General features: G+C 68.1%; 20 protein-coding genes. 11 read left to right on the top strand and 9 right to left on the bottom strand.

All coding sequences use genetic code 11. The annotated features are described in order from the left end of the window. Position 1: 1 nt before the first annotated feature. The 4 genes from G578_RS26975 (at position 2) to G578_RS0118205 (ending at position 4,226) form a co-directional block, all read left to right on the top strand. Positions 2–511, top strand: a complete 510-nt coding sequence (locus G578_RS26975; RefSeq protein WP_051244991.1) for an NfeD family protein — start codon at positions 2–4, stop codon at positions 509–511. A 186-nt stretch (positions 512–697) separates the two neighbouring features. After that, positions 698–1,639, top strand: coding sequence for an ABC transporter permease (locus tag G578_RS0118215; RefSeq protein ID WP_028795467.1), 942 nt, complete (start codon positions 698–700; stop codon positions 1,637–1,639). A 5-nt stretch (positions 1,640–1,644) separates the two neighbouring features. Beyond that, the gene (locus tag G578_RS0118210) at positions 1,645–2,556 is read left to right on the top strand and encodes an ABC transporter permease (protein WP_093149250.1); all 912 of its coding nucleotides are present in this window, start codon (positions 1,645–1,647) and stop codon (positions 2,554–2,556) included. A gap of 80 nt (positions 2,557–2,636) precedes the next feature. Next, the gene (locus G578_RS0118205) at positions 2,637–4,226 is read left to right on the top strand and encodes an ABC transporter substrate-binding protein (RefSeq protein WP_028795465.1); all 1,590 of its coding nucleotides are present in this window, start codon (positions 2,637–2,639) and stop codon (positions 4,224–4,226) included. A 324-nt stretch (positions 4,227–4,550) separates the two neighbouring features. On the opposite strand, the gene G578_RS0118195 is transcribed toward G578_RS0118205, so the two are convergent. Then, a complete protein-coding gene (locus G578_RS0118195) occupies positions 4,551–4,814 on the bottom strand; it encodes a hypothetical protein (RefSeq protein ID WP_028795464.1) in 264 nt (87 codons plus the stop codon). Between the two features lie 238 nt (positions 4,815–5,052). Further along, a complete protein-coding gene (locus tag G578_RS0118190) occupies positions 5,053–6,054 on the bottom strand; it encodes an MDR family oxidoreductase (RefSeq protein WP_028795463.1) in 1,002 nt (333 codons plus the stop codon). A 62-nt stretch (positions 6,055–6,116) separates the two neighbouring features. On the opposite strand from G578_RS0118190, the gene G578_RS0118185 reads away from it, so the two are divergent. After that, positions 6,117–7,808 (top strand): acyl-CoA dehydrogenase family protein, encoded by a 1,692-nt coding sequence (locus G578_RS0118185; protein ID WP_038015168.1) that lies wholly within the window; start codon positions 6,117–6,119, stop codon positions 7,806–7,808. A 138-nt stretch (positions 7,809–7,946) separates the two neighbouring features. Here G578_RS0118185 and G578_RS26970 read toward each other — a convergent pair whose 3' ends face one another. From G578_RS26970 to G578_RS0118160, 5 genes are all read right to left on the bottom strand, one after another. Beyond that, positions 7,947–8,510, bottom strand: coding sequence for a GNAT family N-acetyltransferase (locus tag G578_RS26970; RefSeq protein ID WP_051244990.1), 564 nt, complete (start codon positions 8,508–8,510; stop codon positions 7,947–7,949). Position 8,511: 1 nt separating this feature from the next. Continuing rightward, positions 8,512–9,678, bottom strand: coding sequence for an acetyl-CoA acetyltransferase (locus tag G578_RS0118175; protein ID WP_028795461.1), 1,167 nt, complete (start codon positions 9,676–9,678; stop codon positions 8,512–8,514). A 322-nt stretch (positions 9,679–10,000) separates the two neighbouring features. Then, positions 10,001–10,516, bottom strand: a complete 516-nt coding sequence (locus tag G578_RS0118170; RefSeq protein ID WP_028795460.1) for an adenine phosphoribosyltransferase — start codon at positions 10,514–10,516, stop codon at positions 10,001–10,003. A 114-nt stretch (positions 10,517–10,630) separates the two neighbouring features. Next, the gene (locus G578_RS0118165; RefSeq protein ID WP_028795459.1) at positions 10,631–11,668 is read right to left on the bottom strand and encodes a uroporphyrinogen decarboxylase family protein; all 1,038 of its coding nucleotides are present in this window, start codon (positions 11,666–11,668) and stop codon (positions 10,631–10,633) included. Between the two features lie 84 nt (positions 11,669–11,752). Next, the gene (locus G578_RS0118160) at positions 11,753–12,526 is read right to left on the bottom strand and encodes a carbonic anhydrase (protein ID WP_028795458.1); all 774 of its coding nucleotides are present in this window, start codon (positions 12,524–12,526) and stop codon (positions 11,753–11,755) included. A gap of 213 nt (positions 12,527–12,739) precedes the next feature. Between G578_RS0118160 and G578_RS0118155 the strand changes: the two genes are divergently transcribed. The 5 genes from G578_RS0118155 (at position 12,740) to G578_RS0118135 (ending at position 18,777) form a co-directional block, all read left to right on the top strand. Beyond that, entirely contained in the window at positions 12,740–13,879 is a 1,140-nt protein-coding gene (locus G578_RS0118155; protein ID WP_051244989.1) for an MlaE family lipid ABC transporter permease subunit, read from the top strand. Next, positions 13,876–14,676 (top strand): ABC transporter ATP-binding protein, encoded by an 801-nt coding sequence (locus tag G578_RS0118150; RefSeq protein WP_028795456.1) that lies wholly within the window; start codon positions 13,876–13,878, stop codon positions 14,674–14,676. Before G578_RS0118155 ends, G578_RS0118150 begins: the two co-directional genes overlap by 4 nt. A gap of 3 nt (positions 14,677–14,679) precedes the next feature. Further along, on the top strand, positions 14,680–15,657 hold the full coding sequence (locus G578_RS0118145; protein WP_028795455.1) for an MlaD family protein: 978 nt from the start codon (positions 14,680–14,682) through the stop codon (positions 15,655–15,657). Beyond that, positions 15,654–16,280 carry an ABC-type transport auxiliary lipoprotein family protein gene (locus G578_RS26965; RefSeq protein ID WP_038015167.1) on the top strand — a complete coding sequence of 209 codons (627 nt, stop codon included), beginning with the start codon at positions 15,654–15,656 and terminating at the stop codon, positions 16,278–16,280. The genes G578_RS0118145 and G578_RS26965 overlap by 4 nt, the downstream gene beginning before the upstream one ends. A gap of 166 nt (positions 16,281–16,446) precedes the next feature. After that, a complete protein-coding gene (locus tag G578_RS0118135; RefSeq protein WP_028795454.1) occupies positions 16,447–18,777 on the top strand; it encodes a xanthine dehydrogenase family protein molybdopterin-binding subunit in 2,331 nt (776 codons plus the stop codon). Positions 18,778–18,808: 31 nt separating this feature from the next. Here G578_RS0118135 and G578_RS0118130 read toward each other — a convergent pair whose 3' ends face one another. After that, a complete protein-coding gene (locus G578_RS0118130; RefSeq protein ID WP_028795453.1) occupies positions 18,809–19,435 on the bottom strand; it encodes a glutathione S-transferase family protein in 627 nt (208 codons plus the stop codon). A 243-nt stretch (positions 19,436–19,678) separates the two neighbouring features. Between G578_RS0118130 and G578_RS0118125 the strand changes: the two genes are divergently transcribed. Beyond that, positions 19,679–21,016 carry an aspartate aminotransferase family protein gene (locus G578_RS0118125; RefSeq protein WP_028795452.1) on the top strand — a complete coding sequence of 446 codons (1,338 nt, stop codon included), beginning with the start codon at positions 19,679–19,681 and terminating at the stop codon, positions 21,014–21,016. Positions 21,017–21,161: 145 nt separating this feature from the next. On the opposite strand, the gene G578_RS26960 is transcribed toward G578_RS0118125, so the two are convergent. Beyond that, positions 21,162–21,638, bottom strand: a complete 477-nt coding sequence (locus G578_RS26960; protein WP_051244988.1) for a thiol-disulfide oxidoreductase DCC family protein — start codon at positions 21,636–21,638, stop codon at positions 21,162–21,164. Positions 21,639–21,789 lie beyond the last annotated feature (151 nt).

Raw genomic sequence — 21,789 nt, 5'->3', positions numbered from 1 at the left:
CATGGACCATCTGCTGGTGATCCGGCCGGAGGCGTGGCACTGGGCCACCCTGGGCTTCGTGCTGATGGCGCTGGAGATCGTACTGCCGGAGACCGTCTTCCTGTGGTTCGGCCTGGCCGGTGTGGCCACCGGCGCCACCCTGTTCGTCGTCGACATGCCGACCGCCTATCAGATCGGCCTGTTCGGGCTGTACGCGCTGCTGTCCTACGTCCCGGTGCGGGTCTACGTGCGGCGCTGGCAGAAGGGCGACATGCTGGCGGCGCGGGGGCTGAACCAGCGCGGCCAGTCCCTGGTCGGCCAGCGCGTCGGGGTGACCGAGGCGGTGGTCAACGGATTCGGCGCGGCCCGCGTGGGCGACTCGCGCTGGCGCATCGCCTGCGACGAGGATCTCGAGGTGGGGGCGTCGGCGGAGGTGGTGGCGGTCGTGGGTACAACCTTGCAGGTACGGCGGGCGCATGCCTCGACGCCGCAACCCGCGGGACCGGCCCCCTCGGCACCAATTTCTGGCTGAAAAATCGGCAAAAGACCCCGAGTCTGCCTTATTGCTGAGCGTTTTACGGGATGGCCAGGGACCCGACCGTGAAAGTGCACAAATAGAAATCAAGGACTAGCGCGGATCCGCTGGCGCGTGCCACCTTTGGCACGGTCGTTGTAAGGCGACCGATCCCACTTCCCCTTCGTGAGGAGCGCCCTCACGGTGCTGCATCATATTGCCCACCGTCTGCTGATCTCGATCCCAGTCCTGATCGGCGTCCTGTTCATCGGATTCCTGCTCATGCAGGTGGTCCCGACCGACCCCGCGACCGTGCTTGCGGGACCGACCGCCAGTGCCGCGGATGTCGAGGCGATCCGCCAGGCCATGGGCCTGAACGAACCCGTCCTCGTCCAGTTCGCCATGTATCTCGGCCGCGTGCTGCAGGGCGATCTCGGCCGGTCGCTGATTTCCAATTCCGAGGTGATCGTCGAGCTCGGCAACACGGTCGGCCCGACGATCGAGCTGATGTTTGCCAGCCTGATCTGGGCTGTGCCGCTCGGCATCGCCTTGGGGACCCTGGCAGCCGTGCGCCGCGGCAAGGTCTCCGACCGCATCATCATGGCCGCCTCGGTCGCCGGCGTGTCGATGCCGATCTTCTGGTTCGGCCTGATGCTGATCCAGTATGTCGGCTTCAAGTGGCAGCTTCTGCCGTTCCAGGGCCGGGCCGGACCGCTGTGGACGCTGGAAGGCCTGCGGCACATCGCCCTGCCGGCGATCACGCTGGGCGGCGTCTTCATCGGCCCCGTCGCGCGCATGACCCGCACCTCGCTGCTGGAGGTCCTGGGCAGCGATTTCGTGCGCACCGCCCGGGCCAAGGGCGTGAGCGAGTACACGGTCGTCATGACCCACGCGCTGCGCAATTCGCTGATCCCGGTGATCACCCTGATCGGCCTGCAGATCGGCTTCCTGCTCGGCGGCGCCGTGGTGACAGAGTCCATGTTCGCCTGGCCCGGCGTCGGCCGGCTCGCGGTCGGCGCCATCGTCTCGGCCGACTACGCCCTCAGCCAGGGCGCCATCCTGGTGCTCGCGCTTTCCTTCATTCTGGTGAATATGATCGTGGATGTGTTGTACGCCGTGCTGGACCCGCGGGTGAGGGCGGGATGACCGACATGCAGGTCCAAACCGCCGCCGTAGAACCGGCCGCCACGGAGCCCGATTCCACAACCGCGATGGCCCGGTCGTCGATCCTGCGCAAGCTGGCGCGGGACAAGGGCGCGATGCTCTCGGCCATCGTGCTGGCGGTGATCGTGTTCTGCGCGATCTTCGCGCCGGTGCTGTCGCCGCACGATCCCTACGACAACAACCTGCGCAACATGCTGAAGCCGCCGGTATGGTCGGAAGGGGCGTTGCCCGAGCACCTGCTGGGGACCGACGGCCAGGGTCGCGACATCGTCACCCGGTTGCTCTACGGCACCCGCACCACGCTGATCATGGGGGTGCTGGCGGTGATCTGCGGCGGCCTCATCGGCGCGGCTCTGGGGCTGATCGCCGCCTATTACCGGCGCCTGGAAGGCCCGATCATGCGGCTGGTCGACATCCTGCTGTCGTTCCCGTCGATCCTGTTCGGACTCGCCATCGCCGCCGTGCTGGGATCGGGCATCTTCGCCATCACCATCGCGCTGACGATCGCCGCCGTCCCGACCATCGCCCGCATCACCCGGGGCGCGGCCCTGGTGCAGATGCAGATGGAGTACATCACCGCCTGCCGCGCCATCGGCATGAGCGATCTGCGCATCATCTGGCGCCACCTGCTGCCGAACTGTCTGTCGACGATCTTCGTCTACCTGACCCTGCAGCTCGGCCAGACCATCCTGCTCGGCGCGGCCCTCAGCTTCATCGGTCTCGGCGCCCAACCGCCGACCGCCGAGCTCGGCACCATGGCGGCCGAAGGACGCAACTTCCTTTTCTTCGCGCCGCATGTCTCGACCATCCCCAGCTTCGTGATCTTTCTGATCGTGCTCGCCTTCAATGTGCTGGGCGACGCGCTGCGGGACGTCCTCGATCCACGCCTGCGTCAGTAATCCCAAAGGGGGTCGGGATGACGCGGGAAACTGAGCGGGGCACGGTATGTCTGCCCCGGAACACCCCAGGAGGCTAACCAATGGGACACGCAACAAAGTGGCTCGCGGCAGGGGCGATTGCGCTCGCGGCCGCCGTGCCGCTGTCGACCACCGCGTCGGCTCAGTCGTCTGTCACGGTCATGCGTCAGATCGACACCGACCGTTACGACCCGCACACGTCCACCGCCCGTTCGACGGCGGAGATCATGTTCATGGTCGGCGACACGCTGGTCGCGCTCGGCCCGGACATGAAGACCATCCATCCGCTGCTGGCGAAGTCGTGGGAGGTGTCGGAGGACGGCAAGCTCTACACCTTCCACCTGCGCGATGACGTGACCTTCTGCTCCGGCAAGAAGTTCACCGCCGCCGACGTGAAGGCGACGATCGACCGCTGGCTGAACCTCGACAAGGGCGTGGTGAAGAACCGCGCCGGCGACGTGAAGGAAGTCCGCGCGGTCGACGACTACACGGTCGAGTACGAGCTGGTTCAGCCGTATTCCGAGCTGCTGTACCAGATGACCCAGCACTTCCACACGATCATCAACGTCGATCAGGTCAACGAACTGGGCGACGATTTCGGCGTGAAGGGCTTCGACGGCACCGGCCCGTACTGTTTCGAAAGCTGGGAGCCGCGCAACGAACTCGTGATGACCAAGCACGATGCCTACACCTGGGGCCCGGCATTCTACGAGACCCAGGGCCCGGCCAAGGTCGACAAGGTCGTCTGGAAGATCGTGCCGGAAGAGAACAACGTGGTCGCCGGCATCCAGACCGGCCAGGGCGACGTGACCCAGTACCTGCCGTACTGGTCGATCGATCAGCTCGAGGCCAACCCGCAGATCTCGGTCACCCAGCCGCCGTTCTACTTCTGGACCTTCTACATCGGCTTCAAGATCACCCGCGACAACGTCAGCGACGTGAAGGTGCGTGAGGCGATCAACCTGGCGGTCGATCAGAAGGCGCTGGCCGAAGGCCCGTTCTTCGGCAAGGCCGAGCCGGCCACCGCCTATGTCCATCCGGGCACCCTCGACTATTCGGAGGAGGCGATCGACGAGAGCCTGTTCGGCTACGATCCCGAGAAGGCGGCGACGCTGCTGGACGAGGCGGGCTGGAAGATGGGCGACGACGGCTTCCGCTACAAGGACGGCAAGAAGCTGGAGCTGGTCACCTACAGCTTCACCAACATCTGGCGTCAGCTCACCGAGGCGGTGCAGGGCGATCTGCGCAAGGTCGGCATCGACATGCAGGTCGAGCTGTTCGACGCCACGGTCGTCTGGGGCAAGCTGAAGACCCAGGACTTCGACATGTACACCATGAGCTATCCGTACGTGTCGGCCGGCGACGCCCTGAACCTGTACTTCCCGTCGGCCAACATGCCGAGCCCGAACCGCATGAACTGGGACGACAAGGAAACCGACCAGTGGCTGTTCGAGGCGCGCGGTGCGCTGAACGACGCCGACCGGGCCGCCGCCTACGCCAAGGTGGAGAAGAAGGTCCACGACGCCGTGGTCTGGATCCCACTGGTGCACGAGCCGATGTTCGTCGCCGCCGGCCCGAAGCTGAAGCCGGTCGAAGCGCACGGCATCTACGGCGCCGGTCTCTACAAGGGCCTGAGCCTGGAGATGAAGTGACCGTTTCGGTCATGACCTGAAGGTGGGGGCCGGTCCTTGGATCGGCCCTTTTCCTTTTCGGGCCTCAGGTCCCCGCGACGATGGGGTCGGTCAGGGCATCCGCCCCGTCGGTCCGGCCGAAGATGCGGGGCGCCTCGCTCTCCACCCGCCGGCGCAGGTCCGCAGCGAAATCCGGATCGCTTACCAGTCTCTCGACGTTGTCCGCATAGGCCTCGGGCGTGGTGGCGACGGTCTCGGCCAGGCCGATCTCGCGCAGCAGCCCGGCCGTCTGCCGGCCCCGTCACCGCACGATCTGCTCTAGGCGCTGCCCTCGAAACGTGGCGCCTACTGACGCTTTCCGCCGGTCACCAAGGGGCCGACCTTGCCGGCCAGGATCGGGAAGCGCACCGTGCCGTCGGAAGCGTCGTAGATCCATTCCTCGAGCGGTCCGGCCTTGTTCAACTCGTCGGGCTCGCCGATCGCAGCACGCAGCTCCTCCACGGTGGCGGCGTTCTCCGCCTTCTTGGCGATCTCCGCCTTGCTGTCCTTGAAGCAGGCCGAAAGCATCAGAACGCTGGCAAGGACCAGGGCGGTGGCGAGGCGGGGCATGCAAAGCTCCAGAATTCGAGGACGAAGGAGACCAGTGTAGCCGATTCCGGTGATGGCGGGGCGCCCTTCGACAGCTCCGGCCCGACGTCCGGGGCGTTCAGGGGAAGGTGCTTCATTTCAAGTCTTCAAAGTCGTCATCCCGGGCCTCACCGGGATGACGATCGATTGAGGGTTGCGAGCGGTCCCGCCCAGAGTGCCCCGGGGCTCGAGCCCCGGGGTGTCGTAGGGCCGGGTCCGTTCATTCTCCGCCGACCGTCACCACGGCGCGGCCCCGCACCTCGCCCTTGAGGATCGCCTTGCCCAGGGCCGGCAGTTCGTCGAAGCCGTGGCTGTGGCTGATCGCGTCGAGTTTCTCCATCGGCAGGTTGCCGGCGATCATCGACCAGACCTTCTGGCGCCGCTCGGCCGGGCACATCACGCTGTCGATGCCGAGCAGGTTCACGCCTCGGAGCAGGAAGGGCAGCACCGTCGTCGCCACCTCGTTGCCGCCCGCGAGGCCGACCGCCGCCACCGACCCGCCATAGGCGATCTGGGTCAGCAGGTTGGCGAGGGTCGGGCCGGCCACATTGTCGATCGCCGCCTGGAAGCGCTCCTTGTTGAGCGGCCGGCCCGGCTGTTCGGCCAGTTCCGCCCGGTCGATGAAGGAAGCCGCGCCCAGCGCCGTCAGATAGTCATGGGTCTCGGCCCGGCCGGTGGCCGCGGCGACGGTGTAGCCCTTGGCCGCGAGCAGGGCGACCGCCACGCTGCCGACCCCGCCGGCGGCTCCGGTCACCAGCACCTCGCCCTTGGCCGGCGTCATGCCGGCCGCCTCCAGGGTGTCGACGGCGAGCCCGGCGGTGAACCCGGCGGTACCCAGCGCCATGGCGCGCGACAGCGACAGCCCGTCCGGCAGCTTGACGAGCCAGTCGCCCTTCACCCGGGCCAGCTCGCCATAGCCGCCCCAATGCATCTCGCCGACCCGCCAGCCGGTCAGCACCACCTTGTCGCCCGGCTTGAAACCCGGATTGTCGGAGGCTTCCACAACGCCGGAGAAATCGACCCCCGGCACATGCGGATAGCTGCGCACCAGCCGGCCGATGCCACCCATCACCATGCCGTCCTTGTAGTTGACGGTGGAGTAGGCGACGCGGACGGTCACGTCCCCCTCCGGCAGGTCGCTCATAGCCACGTCCTCGAAGGCACCGGTGACCTTGCGGTCGTCGCCCTCGCGCAGCAGGTAGGCCTTGAAGGTATCGGTCATCGCTCACTCCCGGGTGTAGGCTTCTCCCAGCCCCGACAAGAGGGCCGATACGGGAGGAAGCCATGGATCTGTCGGTCACCGCAACACCGCACGGACTTCAGCCGGACACGCGCGGCGTCAACGCCTTCGACGACGATGCGTCGCTGCGGGCCGTGCTCGGCCTGTATCTCGACCCGGCCGACCTGGAGGTTCTGACCCCGGCGTTCCAACGGCTCGGCGGGCTGGTGCATGGCCGCCTGGACGCGCTGGCCCATGAGGCCGACCGCAACCCGCCGGTGCTGCGTCCCCGCGACCGCCAGGGCCGCGACGTGCAGGCGATCGACAAGCATCCCGCCTATGTCGAGATGGAGCGGATCGGCTTCCAGGATTTTTCCCTGGCCGCCATGTCGCACCGGCCGGCCCTGGGCCTCGACCGGCCGATGCCGCCTGCCGCCAAATACGCCTTCCAGTACCTGTTCGCCGAGGCCGAGTTCGGCCTGCTCTGTCCGATCAGCATGACCGACGCACTGACCCGCACCATCCGGCGCTACGCCGATCCGGATCTGGTGGCGCGCTGTCTCCCGGGTCTGACGGCACAAAGCCTGGAGACGCAGATCCAGGGGGCCATGTTCATGACCGAGAAGGCGGCCGGCTCCGACGTGGGCGCGACCGAGACCGTGGCCCGGCGGGACGGCGAAGGCTGGCGGCTGTGGGGCGACAAGTGGTTCTGCTCCAACACCGATGCCGGCCTCGCCCTGGTCCTGGCCCGGCCGGAAGGAGCGCCGGCGGGAATCAAGGGCGTGTCGCTGTTCCTGCTGCCGCGCGACCTGCCGGATGGCCGCCGCAACGCCTATCGGATCGTGCGGCTGAAGGACAAGCTCGGCACCCGGTCGATGGCCTCGGGCGAGATCACCCTGGAGGGGGCGGCCGCCTGGATGGTGGGGGAGCCGGGCCAGGGCTTCGTGCAGATGGCGGAGATGATCAACCAGTCGCGGCTGTCCAACGCGGTGCGCTCGGCCGGGATGATGCGCCGGGCCCTGCGGGAAGCGCTGGCCGTGGCGCGCGGGCGTTCGGCCTTCGGCAGCCGGCTGATCGATCTGCCGCTGCAGCGCCGGCAGTTGCTGAAACTGATGCTGCCGGCCGAGCAGGCGCTGTCGGTGACGCTGTTCACCGCCGACGCGCTGGCCCGGGCCGATGCCGGGGAGGCGGAGGGCCTGAAGCTGCGCCGGATCCTGACGCCGCTGGTGAAGTTCCGGGTCTGCCGCGACGCCCGCAAGGTGGCCGGCGACGGCATGGAGGCGCGCGGCGGGGTCGGCTATATCGAGGAATGGCCGGAGCCCCGGCTGGTGCGCGACGCCCATCTCGGCTCGATCTGGGAGGGGACCAGCAACATCGTGGCGCTCGATGTGCTGCGCGCGGCCCGCAAGGAGGCGGCCCATGCGGCGCTGGGGGAGGCGCTGTCGCGGCGGATGGCGGAGGCCGGGGTGGCGGACGCGTTGCGGACCCGTCTCGACGGGCTTCTGCGCCGGGCGGTGGCGGCTGTCGGGGCGGCGGCGGAGGCGGGGGCCGACGACCGGGCGCGCAGCGTCGCTTCCGGCCTGTACCACGCGGCGTCGGCCTGCCTGCTGGCGTCGGAGGGCTCCCTGCTCGGCGATGAGAAACGCACCGCTTTGGCCGAGCTGGTTATCCGCCACAAGCTCTCCCCGCGCGACCCGCTGGGCGAGGACGGGGAGGCGGGAGTCGATCAGGCGGCCGCCGATCTCCTGCTTACATAGCCTCCCTCCTTGCCCACTCCCCGGATTTATTCCGGGGCCCACGGGTCCGCCGGTACGAGCCGCCGAGGGTTTGTGCCAACTGAGGGTTAGGCCCCGGCACAAGGCCGGGGAGTGGGTGAAGGATCGAAAAGAGAGGCGTCAGCGGCCCAGCACCAGCCGCATCGCCACCCGGCTCTCGCGCGGCAACCCGTGGGCGACCTGGTCCACCAGCCGGGGGCCGAGATGGGGATCGGCGTCGGCTTCCGCGTCCGGGATCTCCGCAAAGCCGAGCCTTGCGTAATACGGCGCGTTCCAGGGCACGTCGCGGAACGTCGTCAGCGTGATCTCGGCGATCCCCCGGCCCTGGTGGTAGCGGATCAGCGCCTTAAGGAACCCGTCGGTCAACCGGTGCCCCGCATGGTCCGGATGCACCGAGACCTGGGCCAGGTGAAGCACCGTGTCGCTGTCGGTATGGGTATGCGCAAAGGCCACCGGCGCGCCGTCCCCATCGGTTGCCACCCACAGTCGCCATGCATCCTGCATCGCCGCCAGATCGTCCACCTGCACCGGTGCATAGGTGGCGACGGCGGCGGCATGGAGCGTGGCGTCGAACCGCCGGTCGGCGGCGATGTCGATCTCCGCCAGCAGATGCAGTTCGTCCGGCCGGGCCTGACGGATGCGGTATGTCGGATCCCGCCCCTCTATCACCCGGCCGTCCGTCATCTCAGCGCAGCGGCTCCAGGATCGACACGAAGTTGGCGACGGCCGCCCCGCCCATGTTGAAGACGCCGGCCATCTTGGCGTCCTTCACCTGCATGTCGGCGGCCTCGCCGCGCACCTGCATCGACGCCATGATGTGCATGGACACGCCGGTGGCGCCGATCGGGTGGCCCTTGGATTTTAGCCCTCCCGACGGGTTGATCGGCAGCTTGCCGTCCTTCTCGGTCCAGCCCTCCAGGATGGCGCGCTTGCCCTGGCCTTCCGGCGTCAGGCCCATGGCCTCGTACTCGATCAGCTCGGCGATGGTGAAGCAGTCGTGGGTCTCCACCAGGGAGAGGTCGTCGAGCGACACGCCGGCCTGGGCCAGCGCCTGCTTCCAGGCGACGGAGCAGCCCTCGAACTTCAGGATGTCGCGCTTCGACATCGGCAGGAAGTCGTTCACATGGGCGGCGGCGCGGAAGATCACCGCCTTGTCCATGGCCAGCGCGGTGTCCACGTCCGTCAGCACGATGGCGGCCGCCCCGTCTGAAACCAGCGAGCAGTCGGTGCGCTTCAGCGGGCCGGCGACATAGGGGTTCTTCTCGCTCTCGGTGCGGCAGAACTCGTAGCCGAGATCCTTGCGCATCTGGGCGTAGGGGTTGGCGACACCGTTCTTGTGGTTCTTGGCGGCGATCTTGGCGAGCGCGTCCATGTTGTCGCCGTGGCGCTGGAAATACGCCTGGGCGATCTGCGCGAACACGCCGGCGAAGCCGCCGTCGATGCCGGCCTCCTCCTTCAGATAGCTGGCCTTCAGCAGGGTCTCGCCGATCTCCTTGCCGCCGAGTGCGGTCATCTTTTCCACGCCGACGACCAGCACGCGCTTGGCCTTCTTGGCCTCGATCAGGTGGATGCCCTGATGCACCGCGGCCGAGCCGGTGGCGCAGGCGTTTTCCACGCGGGTGGCCGGCTTGAAGCGGAACCGGTCATCGGCCTGGAACACGAGCGAGGCGGTGAAATCCTGTTTCTCGAAACCGCCGTTGAAGTGGCCGAGATAGACCGCGTCGATGTCGTCCGGGGTCAGGCCGGCGTCTTCCAGGGCGGCGGTGGCGACCTGGACGATCATGCTCTCGGCGTCGTCCTCGGTGCGTTTGCCGAAGGGCAGGTGGGACCATCCGACGATGCAAGCGGTCATGGGTTCTCTCCTCATCCAGACGCCGCGCGGTTTCGGGGCGCGCGGGCGATTGACCGAAGGCTTGTGTCCTTGAGTATCCGTTCGGGCGGATCTGTAGCAGAAACGCCGACGAACTTCATGGATAGGGCGCGCACGACACCCGCGCAAGATCACGCAGGGTCAAGATTCGGGGGGCTCTCTTCTCCGTCTCCCACCTTCGCGCACTCCCCGGACTTGTTCCGGGGCAATCCCGTCCGCCTGCTCGAACCGTTGAGAGTTCGCGCAAGCTTATGGCCTGCCCCGGAACACGTCCGGGGAGTGAGGTGGACAGAGATGTGAGCGCTCAGTCGTCGTACTGCAGCAGGCTCTCGAACGGGATATCCAGCTTGTCGCGGCCCTTAAGGAAGCTCAGCTCCATGATGCAGGCGCCGCCCGCCACCTCACCGCCGACCTTGCGCAGCAGCTCGACCGAGGCGCTCAGCGTGCCGCCGGTGGCCAGCAGGTCGTCGAGGATCACCACGCGCTGGCCCGGCTGCACGGCCCCTTCCTGGATCTCCACCGTGTCGGTGCCGTATTCCAGGTCGTAGGTGTAGGGCACGGTCGGGCCGGGCAGCTTGCCCTTCTTGCGCACCATCAGGAAGCCCAGACCCAGCTCCAGCGCCAGCGGGGCGGCGGTGAGGAAACCCCGGCTCTCGATGCCGGCCAGCAGGTCGGGCTTGAACGGCGCGATGACCTTGGCGAGCCGGTCGACGGTTTCCTTCCAGGCGGCCGGATGGGCCAGCAGGGTGGAGATGTCGTAGAACAGGATGCCCGGCTTCGGGAAATCCGGTACCGCGCGAATATGGGCCTTGAGATCCACGGGGACGTCCTCCGCTCGGGTTGCCGCACGCGCATTCCCTTAGAGGAAACCGGCCCGTCTGAGAAGGGCCGGTTCCATCCGCTGTCGGTCGGATCGGTCGGTGGTCAGGGGCCTCTACAGCTCCGCCCTCACGATCGCGGCCCCGTCGGCCATCGCCTTCATCTTGCCGAAGGCGACGTCGCGCGGCAGGTATTTCAGGCCGCAATCCGGGGCGACGATGATCTTGTCGACCGGATGGTGTTCCAGTCCGCGGCGGATCCGCTTCGCGACGGTCTCCGGGCTCTCCACCGCCATGTCGGACAGATCGAGCACGCCGAGGATGATCTTCTTTTCCGGCAGCTCCTCCAGCACGGTGCAGTCGAGCTTGGACTGGGCGGTTTCGATGGAGATCGAGTCCACTGTCGAGCGCGAAAGCTGCGGCAGGAAGTTATAGCCGGCCGGGCGTTCGTGGATGATCGCGGCGTAGCCGAAACAGATGTGCACCGCCGTCTCGCCCTTCACCCCGTCCAGAGCGGCGTTGAGGCATTCGATGCCGTATTCCTCGGCCTTCTGCGGGCGGGCCTGCATGTAGGGCTCGTCCACCTGTACGATGTCGGCACCGGCGGCGAACAGGTCCTTGATCTCGGCGTTCACGGCGGCGGCATAGGCCATCGCCAGCTCCGCTTCGTCCTTGTAGAAATCGTTCTGCGCCTGCTGCGACATGGTGAAGGGGCCGGGGACGGTGATCTTGATCCGCCGGTCGGTATTGGCCCGCAGGAACTTCACGTCCTCGACCTGAACCGCGTGCCTGCGGCTGATCGGGCCGACCACCCGGGGGACCGGGTTCGGGTGGCCGGAGCGGTCGAGCGCGGTGCCGGGATTGTCGATGTCGACGCCGTCGAGCGCGGTGGCGAAGCGGTTGGAGTAGCTCTCCCGACGGGCCTCGCCGTCGGTGATGATGTCGAGGCCGGCGCGCTCCTGATCGCGGATCGCCAGCAGCGTGGCGTCGTTCTGCGCCTCCTCCAGAAATTCCGGATCCACCCGCCAGAGTTCCAGCGCCCGGGTGCGCGGCGGGAACCGCCCGGCCAGCTTTGCGCGGTCGAGCAGCCAGTTCGGCTGGGCGTAGGATCCGACCAGGGATGTCGGCAGCAGGGTGTGTCCGTTGGTGGCCATGTCGTGTTTCCTCCCGTGTTTTTATGGGGAGGACGCTAGCAACGGCCGCACCCTGCGCCTAGACAGGTTGTGGTTTCGCCGGGATTACCCGCCGAGCAGAAGGAAGCGGCGGTTCAGCGGCTGCACCGGCCGGGCATTCATCGGGAACAGCGTGGCGAAGGCCGCGATCTGCTCCCGCGACGCCTGGATCGGGGTCTTGAAGGCGACCCAGTTGACGATCTCCGAGCAGGGCGGCGTGGTCAGCGAACCGGCATAGCGGAACTGGGCGCGGTCGGCCGGCACGAAGTCCTTCAGCGCAACCGGGACGACCGCCCCCTCGGCCTTGTCCTGCGGCATAGCCGACCAGATCGGCGCCAGCGCCGCATTCTTCGTCCCTTCGCCGATCAGGACACCGAGCACCGCAAGGGCGCCGTCGGCCGAGCGGTGGACGAAATGCGCCTCCATCGCCAGCGCCTTGCCGTCGATCAGGTGCTCGCTGGGATGGTGGAAGTGGAACTGCACCAGCTCGAAGGTCGTGCCGTCGAGCTTCACGGCGCTGCCGTTGGGCACGTTCACCTGGATGGTGTGGCCGTTGTTGATCACCTGACCGTCGGTGGCATCCTGCCAGCGCAGTGCCGCAGGCCGGAACTCGGCCGGGATCGGCGAGGCGAGATCGATCGGGGACTGGGCACTGCCCTGGGAGCAGGCGGCGTAGTCGTTGCCGATGGAGCCCCATTCGGCCGGCCCGGTGGCGCCCTCGTAGCTCCAACCGCTGCCGCCGGATGCATTCGCCGTGCCGGACAGCGACCCGCAGCAGGCACAGCCGATGGCGGCGATCGCTGTCGACCGCAGAACCGTGCGCCTGTCGAATGTCTTCATGGCCTTTCCTCCCTGCTTGCATGACCGGGCCGATGCGGCACCGATCCGGCAGAGCGTACCGTCGGACCATGAAGAATGTGTAGTAATTCGGTTCAACTTCGCTTCAGCCCCGGGTCGTCGACCGACCGGCAAGGGCGGAACCATCCCGGCGCTCTCCTGTTCGTGGCGGCGGCGACGCAGTAGAATGCCGCCAGCTATCGAACGGGAGGGTATGTGGCCGACATCGGAGTTGCTGATCCGCTCGACCTGCGGGAGGAGGGCGGGGCCCTCGTCCTGCGGCTGTCGGGACGCTGGACGCTGGACACGGTGCGGCGTCTGGACCGGGAACTCCGCGCGACGGCCCGCCGGCCGATCCACCGTCTTGTGGTCGAGGCCGAGGGTCTGACGGGGCTGGACAGCGCCGGCGCCTGGGCGATCCGCCGGACATTGGAGCAGGCCGAGGCGCGCGGCGCGGAGACCGAACTGCGCGGGCTCTCCGACGCCTACCGTCCCATCCTGGACAAGGCCGTGGTCCCCGATCCGCGCGCACCCGTCGCCCCACCGTCCCGCACCGGCCTGTTGGCGCCGCTGGAGGGGGCCGGCAGGGCCGTGCTGCACGCCGCGCATGTCGGGCGCAATCTGGCCGGCTTCTTCGGGTACACCCTGGTGACTCTGGGCGGTGTGCTGGTGCGGCCCTGGCGCCTGCGGGTGACCGCGACGGTGGCGCAGATGGAGGCGACCGGCCTGAACGCCCTGCCGATCGTCGGCCTGCTCTGCTTTCTGGTCGGCATCGTGCTCGCCTATATGGGCGCCCTGCAGCTCAAGCAGTTCGGCGCCGACATCCTGACGGTGAACCTGGTCGGCGTGGCGGTGCTGCGCGAGATCGGCATCCTGCTGGCCGCGATCATCGTCGCCGGCCGCTCCGGCAGCGCCTTCGCCGCCCAGATCGGCACGATGAAGGTCAACCAGGAGGTCGATGCGCTGGAGACCATGGGGCTGTCGGCGGTGGAGGTGCTGGTCCTGCCGCGGCTGATCGCGCTCATCATCGTCATGCCGCTGCTGACCGTCTGGGCGGATGCGGCCGGCCTGCTCGGCGGATCGGTGGTCGCGCTGTTTCTGCTCGATCTGTCCTTCGCCCAGTTCCTGACCCAGCTCAAGGCGGCGGTGAGCTTCTGGGATTTCGGTACCGGCATGCTTAAGGCGCCGGTCTTCGCCCTCGTGATCGCCCTGGTCGGCTGCTACGACGGGCTGCGGGTGTCCGGCAGTGCCGAGAGCGTCGGCCGCTACACCACTCGGGCGGTGGTCGAATCGATCTTCCTGGTGATCGTGCTCGACGCCCTTTTCGCCGTCGCCTTCGCGGAGATCGGCATATGACCGGCGCCGCACCCCCGCAGGACGGACCGGCGATCGAGGTGCGGGGCGTCGTGACCCGATTCGGGACGACGACGATCCATGACGGCCTGGACCTGACCGTGAAGCGCGGCGAGATCATCGGCGTGGTCGGCGGCTCCGGCACCGGCAAGACCGTGCTGCTGCGCACCATCATCGGGCTGCAGAAGCCCGCGGACGGCGAGGTCACCCTGCTCGGCGAGACGGTGGCGTGGGACGGCTCCTCCACCGAGGCGCTGGCCGGCCGGTTCGGCATGCTGTTCCAGGACGGAGCCCTGTTCAGCGCCCTGACCGTGGGCCAGAACATCCAGGTGCCGATGCGCGAGCGCGGCGGGATTCCGTCGCAACTGATGGACGAGCTGTCCCGGCTCAAGGTGTCGCTGGTCGGCCTGCCGCCGGACGCCTGCGGCAAGTTTCCGTCGGAGTTGTCCGGCGGCATGAAGAAGCGCGCCGGGCTTGCCCGGGCGCTGGCGCTGGACCCGGACGTGGTCTTCCTGGACGAGCCGACGGCGGGACTCGACCCGATCGGCGCGTCGGATTTCGACGAGTTGATTCTGGACCTTCGCCGCGCGCTCGGGCTCACTGTGGTCATGGTGACCCATGATCTCGACAGCCTGGCCCGGATCTGCGACCGCATCGCCGTTCTGGTCGACAAGAAGATCGTCGTCGGCACCATGGAGGAGCTGACGGGCAGCCAGCACCCCTGGATCCGCAGCTATTTTCATGGCCCGCGCGCCCGCGCCGCCTTCGACAGGCCGGCATTGGCCGGCGCGCAGGAGTAGGCGATGGATACCCGTGCCTCCTATGTCACCGTCGGCGCCTTCGCCATCGTGCTGTTCGTCGGCGGGCTTTTCCTGGCGATCTGGTTCGGCGGCGTGCGCCTCGATCAGGAGACCCGGCCCTTCCTCATCGAATTCCAGGGGGCGGTCGACGGGCTCAGCACCGGCAGTCCCGTGCGCTATCGCGGCGTGCCGGTCGGCACCGTCAGCGATATCCGCATCGATCCCGAGAACGTGGAGGTGATCCGCGTGGATATCGAGGTCGACGCCGAGGTTCCGATCAAGAAGGACATGTACGCGGTGCTCCAGGCCCAGGGCCTGACAGGCATCGGGTTCATCCAGATCGAGGGCGGCACGGCGGACGCCGAGGAGCTGGAACCGACCGGGGATCGTCCGGTCCCGCGCATCCCGGCCCGCTCGTCGGCGCTCAGCAAGGTGTTCGAGACCGCCCCGCAGATCGCCGACCGGCTCGTGGTGGTGATCGCCCGGATCGAGGAGTTCCTCAGCGAGGAGAACGAGCAGAACTTCCGCATGCTCCTCGCCAATCTCGCCACGGTCAGCACGACCGTCGCCGACCGGTCGGACGAGATCGAGGCGGTGATCTCCGGCGCGGCGGCCAGTGTGGAGGACCTGCGCCAGGCGGCGGCCGAGGTCGGTCCGCTCATGCAGGAGGCGTCCGCGACGCTGGCCACGGTGCGCGGCACGGCGGTCGGGCTCGACAACGAGGTGGCGGCCCTGTCCGGCTCCCTGGCCAAGGCGGGCGACCGCATCGCGTCGACGGCGGGGGAGCTGGAGGGCATGCTGGCCGACGCCCGGCCCGGCATGAAGGACTTCACCAATACCGGCCTATATGAACTCACACAGTTTCTGGTGGAGGCGCGTTTCCTGGTGTCGAACATCGACCGCGTGCTGCGCCAGATCGACCGAGACCCGTCGCAGTTCCTGTTCGGGGATCGCGACGGACAGGTGGAGGCCGAACAATGACGGATCTGCGCAGACGGACGTTTCTCGCCCGCGGCATGGCCGCCGCCGGCGCCGCAGGGCTCACGGCGGCCTGCAGCCAGCTGCCGATCGGCAAGCCGCCGCCGCAGATGTACACGCTGACGCCGAAGAGCACCTATCCGGCCGATCTGCCGGAAGCGCCCTGGCAGCTCGCCGTCGAGCGGCCGAGTGCGCCGGCCGGCCTGTCGTCCGCGCGGATCGCCGTGGCGCGGGAGCCTCTGACCCTGGACTATTACGCCGGGGTGGCCTGGGTCGACGACGCGCCGAACATGGTGCAGCGGCTGCTGATAGAATCCTTCGAGAACTCCAACCGGATCATCGGCGTCGGTCGCGACGGGGTCAGCTTCCGGTCGGACTTCACCCTGAAGGTCGAGCTGCGGGAGTTTCAGGCGGAGTATTTCGACGGGGCGGAGATCCCGACCATCAACGTACGCGTCAACGTCAAGATGGTGCAGATGCCCCAGCGCACGATCACCGCGTCCCAGGGGTTCGAGACCAAGCGTCCCGCGCCGTCCAACAGGATGTCCGATATCGTCCACACGTTCGACGCCGCGCTCGGCATCGTGCTGCGGGACGTGGTTGTCTGGACCCTGCGGCTAAGCTGACGCCCGAGCGTGGGTAGCCGTGGCCGATAGGCGGATCCACCTGTCCCGGCTTTGGGCCAAAAGTGTCTTTCCCGTTTCGCGGGGTTTTCACGGCGCGATCCTGCGCTAGCATTCCTGCAACGATAACGGCCGTCCCGACAGATCCCGAGCCAAGAGGTAAGCGGACATGAACGTCCTGCACGAGAGCGACCTTGCGACCCTGAAATTCGGCGTCGGACAGCCGGTTCCGCGCGGCGAGGACCCGACCCTGCTGACCGGGCGCGGTGAGTATACCGACGACGTAAATCTGGACGGCCAGGCCTACGGCTATGTGGTGCGCAGCCAGGTGCCGCACGGCGTGATCAAGGGCATCGACCTGGACGACGCGCTGGCCATGCCGGGCGTGCTGGCGATCTACACGGCGAAGGACCTGGCGGGTTTCGGCGGCATCCCCTGCGTGGTGCCGTTCAAGAACCGCGACGGCTCAGACATGCACAAGCCGCGGCGGCCCGGCTTGGCCGAGGACGTGGTGCGCTTCGTCGGCGATCCGGTCGCCATGGTGGTCGCCGAGACCCAGTCCCAGGCCCGCGACGCGGCCGAGATGGTGATGCTCGACATCGACGAGCTGCCGGCGGTGACCGACCCGGTGGAGGCCGCCAGGGACGGCGCGCCGCAGCTCTATGAGGGCGTGCCGAACAACGTCTGCCTCGACTACCACTATGGCGACGCCGAGGCGGCGGAGAGGGCCTTCGCCGGCGCGGCGCATGTGACCAAGCTGACCCTGGTCAACAACCGGGTCGTCGTCGCCTCAATGGAGCCGCGCTCGGCCATCGCCAGCTACGATCCGGCGGAGGAGAAATACACCTTCATCGCCGGCAGCCAGGGCGCCTTCGGGCTGCGCAATGCGCTGGCCAACGCGGTGCTGAAGGTGCCGACCGACAAGGTCCGGGTCATCACCAAGAACGTGGGCGGCTCCTTCGGGATGAAGGGCGGGCCTTATCCGGAATACTTCCCGCTGCTGCACGCCGCCAAGCAGCTCGGCCGGCCGGTGAAATGGGTCGACGACCGCAGCGGCGCCTTCGTCTCCGACCACCAGGGGCGCGGCCATGTGGTGGACGCGTCGATGGCCTTCGACAGGGACGGACACATCCTCGCCCTGCGCGCCGACATCCACGCCGATATGGGGGCGTATCTGAGCCCGGTCGGACCGCAACCGGCGACCTTGAACGCGGTGAAGAACCTGATCTCGGTCTATCAGACCCCGGTGATCGACGTGAACGCCAAGTGCGTGCTCACCAACACCACCACCATCGGCCCGTATCGTGGCGCCGGGCGGCCGGAAGCCAACTACTACGTGGAGCGGCTGCTCGACACGGCGGCGGCGGAGATGGGCATCGACCGGCTGGAGATCCGCCGGCGCAACCAGATCCGCGCCGACCAGATTCCCTACACCGCGCCTTCGGGCATGACCTATGACAGCGGCGACTTCCCCGCCGTGTTCGACAAGGCAGTCAAATTCTCCGACTGGGACGGCTTCGCCGAACGGCGGGCGGAGAGCGAGGCGCGCGGCAGGCTGCGCGGCATCGGCATGAGCGACTATCTGGAGGTCACCGGCCCTCCGGGTAAGGAGATGGGCGGCCTGCGCTTCGAGGAGGACGGCACGGTGACGATCATCACCGGCACCCTCGATTACGGCCAGGGCCACTGGACCGCGTTCGCCCAGGTGCTGCACCAGCGCACCGGAATCCCGTTCGACCGGATCCGCCTGCTGCAGGGCGACAGCGACGAGCTGATCGTCGGCGGCGGCACCGGCGGCTCGAAGTCGATGATGTCCTCCGGCGGGGCGATCATCGAGGCCGGCGATGTGATGATCGAGAACGGCAGGAAGATCGCCGCCCATGTGCTGGAGACGGCGGTTGCCGATATCGAGTTCGCCGACGGCACCTTCACCGTGGCCGGCACCGACCGCAGCATCGCCATCATGGATCTGGCCGATCAGATCCGCGGCGGGCTGGACCTGCCCGAGGACGTGCCCCAGAGCCTGGATGTCAGCCTGGCCCACGAGACCGGCCCCTCGGCCTTCCCGAACGGCTGCCATGTGGCCGAGGTGGAGATCGACCCGGATACCGGCCATGTGGCGGTGGTGCGCTACTCCATGGTCAACGATTTCGGCGTGGTGGTGAACCCGATGCTGGTCGAGGGCCAGGCCCATGGCGGCATCGTCCAGGGCATCGGCCAGGCGCTGATGGAGCAGGTGCGCTACGACGAGAGCGGCCAGATCGTCACCGGCTCGTTCATGGACTACGCCATGCCGCGCGCCGAGGAGGCGCCGATGTTCCGCTACGACAGCCACCCGGTGCCCTGCACTACCAACCTGGTGGGCGCGAAGGGCTGCGGCGAGGCGGGCTGTGCCGGGGCGCTGGGCTCGGTGATGAACGCAGTGGTCGACGCGCTGGGCGGCCGGCATATCGACATGCCGGCGACCCCGGAGAGGGTCTGGCGCGCGCTGCACGGCTAAGCATGGGACTGAGCGAGGGGCTGAGCGCGCGTCAGAGGTCGGACAGGTCCTCGTACTCGGTGGCGGCCATGGACGGCCGCTCCCGGAAGCTGTCGACCCACCAGTCCAGGTTCGGGTGCGGGGCCAGGTAGCGGTCGAGGCCGCGGAAGGTGAGCCAGTCCAATGCGGTCGCCAGGGCGATGGTACCGATATCGGCGACCGCGTCCCCGGGGGTGCGGTCCATGGGCGGGCCGTTCTCCAGGATGTCGTAGGCCGCCCCCAGCTGGGCGATCAGGTCCTCGCGCAGGCCGGGCACGCTGATGCCCATGTCGTTCTGCTGCAGTTCCCAGCGCAGATCGGCGCCCAGCGCGCACAGGCCGGTCGCCAGGTGCTGCAGGGTCAGGACGGCCTCGCGCTCGCCGGCATCCTTGGGGATCAGGGCGCCGCGGGAGAACTCGTCGATGTAGAAACAGATCTCCTCGCTCTCGAACACACTGCGGCCGTCGTCCAGGATCAGCAGCGGTGCGGTGTTCAGCGGGTTCTCCGGATAGACCGCCTCGTCGCCCTGGGAGACGTGATCGGCCAGGTGCCGGACCTCGATGGTGGCGAGGCCGGCCTCCAGGAGGGCGACCTCGGCCTTGCGGGCGAACGGCGAATGGCGTTGCGAGAAGAGAATCATCGCGGAAGTATCCACGGACACGGACAGCACGCCAAGAATCCTGTGGGCTTCTGATACTCCGTCGCTCTTCTCTCGCGTCCATTCCCCTTTCAATCAGTCCCCGGAACAAATCCGCGGACTGATTGAAAGGGGAGGGAGAGAGAAGATCACGGAGCGGGCAAGCCCCTCGCGCCCCAACTCCCGCGCTTGACGGCCTCTCCTGCGAGGCGTTCGATACGGTCTTCCCGTCTCCGGAGCTGCCCCATGTCCGCACGCACCAGCCATGTCTTTCACCGCAACGCCCGCCTGCAGCCGCCGATCGCCGTGAAGGGCGACGGCTGCTACATCGTCGACGCCGACGGCAAGCGCTATCTCGACGGCTCGGGCGGGGCGGCGGTGTCGTGCCTGGGGCACAGCCATCCCAAGGTGATCGAGGCGATCAAGCGGCAGCTCGACGCCATCCCCTACGGCCATACCGGCGCCTTCTCCAACGAACCGATGGAGAAGCTGGCGACCCATCTGGCGCAGGCCGCGCCCGGCGGGCTGGACAAGGTCTATTTCGTCTCCGGCGGCTCCGAGGCGGTGGAGGCGGCGCTGAAGATGGCGCGCCAGTACTACATCGAGATCGGCCAGCCCTCGCGGCACAAGATCATCGCCCGGCGCCAGAGCTACCATGGCAACACCCTGGGTGCCCTGGCGGTCGGCGGCAACGCGGCGCGCCGGGCCCAGTTCCAGCCGATGCTGATGGAGGCGACCCATATCGCGCCGTGCTTCTCCTACCGCGAGAAGCGGGCGGACGAGACGGAAGAAGAATACGGCCGGCGTGCCGCCGACGAGCTGGAGACGGCGATCCAGCAGGCCGGGCCGGAGACGGTCGCCGCCTTCATCTGCGAGCCGGTGGTGGGGGCGACGGCCGGCGCCGTGCCGCCGGCGCCGGGGTATCTGAAGCGGATCCGAGAGATCTGCGACCGCCACGGCGTGCTGCTGATCTTCGACGAGGTGATGTGCGGCATGGGGCGGACCGGACACATGTTCGCCTGCGACGAGGACGGGGTGGCGCCGGACCTGATGACCGTCGCCAAGGGCCTGGGTGCGGGCTACCAGCCGATCGGCGCGGTGCTGGTGGACACCAGGATCTTCGAGGCGATCCGCGACGGCAGCGGCTTCTTCCAGCACGGCCACACCTACATGGGCCACCCGGCCGCCTGCGCCGCCGGCCTCGCCGTGCAGGAGGTGATCCGCGACGACAACCTGCTGGAGAACGTGAACCGGCAGGGGGCGGCCCTGCGCCGGGCGCTGGAGGCGCGGTTCGGCAACAACGCCAATGTGGGCGACATCCGCGGACGCGGCCTGTTCATGGCGATCGAGCTGGTGGCCGACCGCTCGACCAAGGAGACCTTCGACCCGGCCCGCCAGCTCCATGCGGTGATCAAGCGCGAGGCGATGGAGCGCGGGCTGATCGTCTACCCGATGGGCGGGACCATCGACGGCAGGCACGGCGACCATGTGCTCGTCGCCCCGCCGTTCATCGTCGACCAGAGCCACATCACCGAGCTGGTGGAGAAGCTGGGCGACGCGGTCGACGCGGCGCTGGCGGCGTAGAGCTAGCCGCTTTCTGCACCGTGTAACCATTAGCGCGCTCCCCGGCCTTGTGCCGGGGTGATCCCATAGGTTCGCTCGACCCTCGACGTCCTGGCACGATCCGCCGGATTACCCCGGCACAAGGCCGGGGCGTGTGGAGAGAGTGTTAGACCGCCGTCGGCGCTGGAGGCGGCGGCACGCGGCCTTTGGCCTTGTTCCAGCGGTACAGTGCGGCGGCCAGGACCCGATCGTAGAGCACATCCGCCAGCGGCTTGATCCAGCGCACCGACGACAGCCGTGCGAGCCAGCCGTAGCGGGGCAGGCGCTTCCAGATCTCGATGAACCCGTCCACCCCGGCCAGCAACCGCCCCTCGCCGTCGACCACGTGCAGGCGGCGGACGATCGCGTCGTCGTCCACCCCCCATGGCGACAGCAGGCCCGCCTCGGTGGTGATGTCGGTCCAGGCGATCCCGTCCACCCCATGGCGCCGGGCGACCTTCCGGTAATGGTGGATCTCGCTGCGGCAGACCGGGCAGGCGCCGTTGTAATAGACGTGGATATCGTAGTGGACGGGGGTGTCGGCGCCGTTCTGGGGCGCCGTGCCGGCTTCCGGGTGCTCCGGGACTGTCCGCGTCGGGTCCATGACAGCGAAATGGGGCGCCCGGCCTCCGGAACAACGCGGCAGGCGGTCGCGGCCACCGGTCATCGTCGAAGATGGTTAACGCGTCGTAACCATGCATCCCGTTGAATTGTGCCCGACTTGCCCGGTGCGCGGCTGGGCACGGCTTTGTTGA

Source organism: Thalassobaculum salexigens DSM 19539 (genome assembly GCF_000423805.1).
Taxonomy (GTDB): Bacteria; Pseudomonadota; Alphaproteobacteria; order Thalassobaculales; family Thalassobaculaceae; genus Thalassobaculum; species Thalassobaculum litoreum.
The sequence above is the reverse complement of the archived record's forward strand: the minus strand, read 5'-3'. Positions and strand labels throughout refer to the sequence as shown.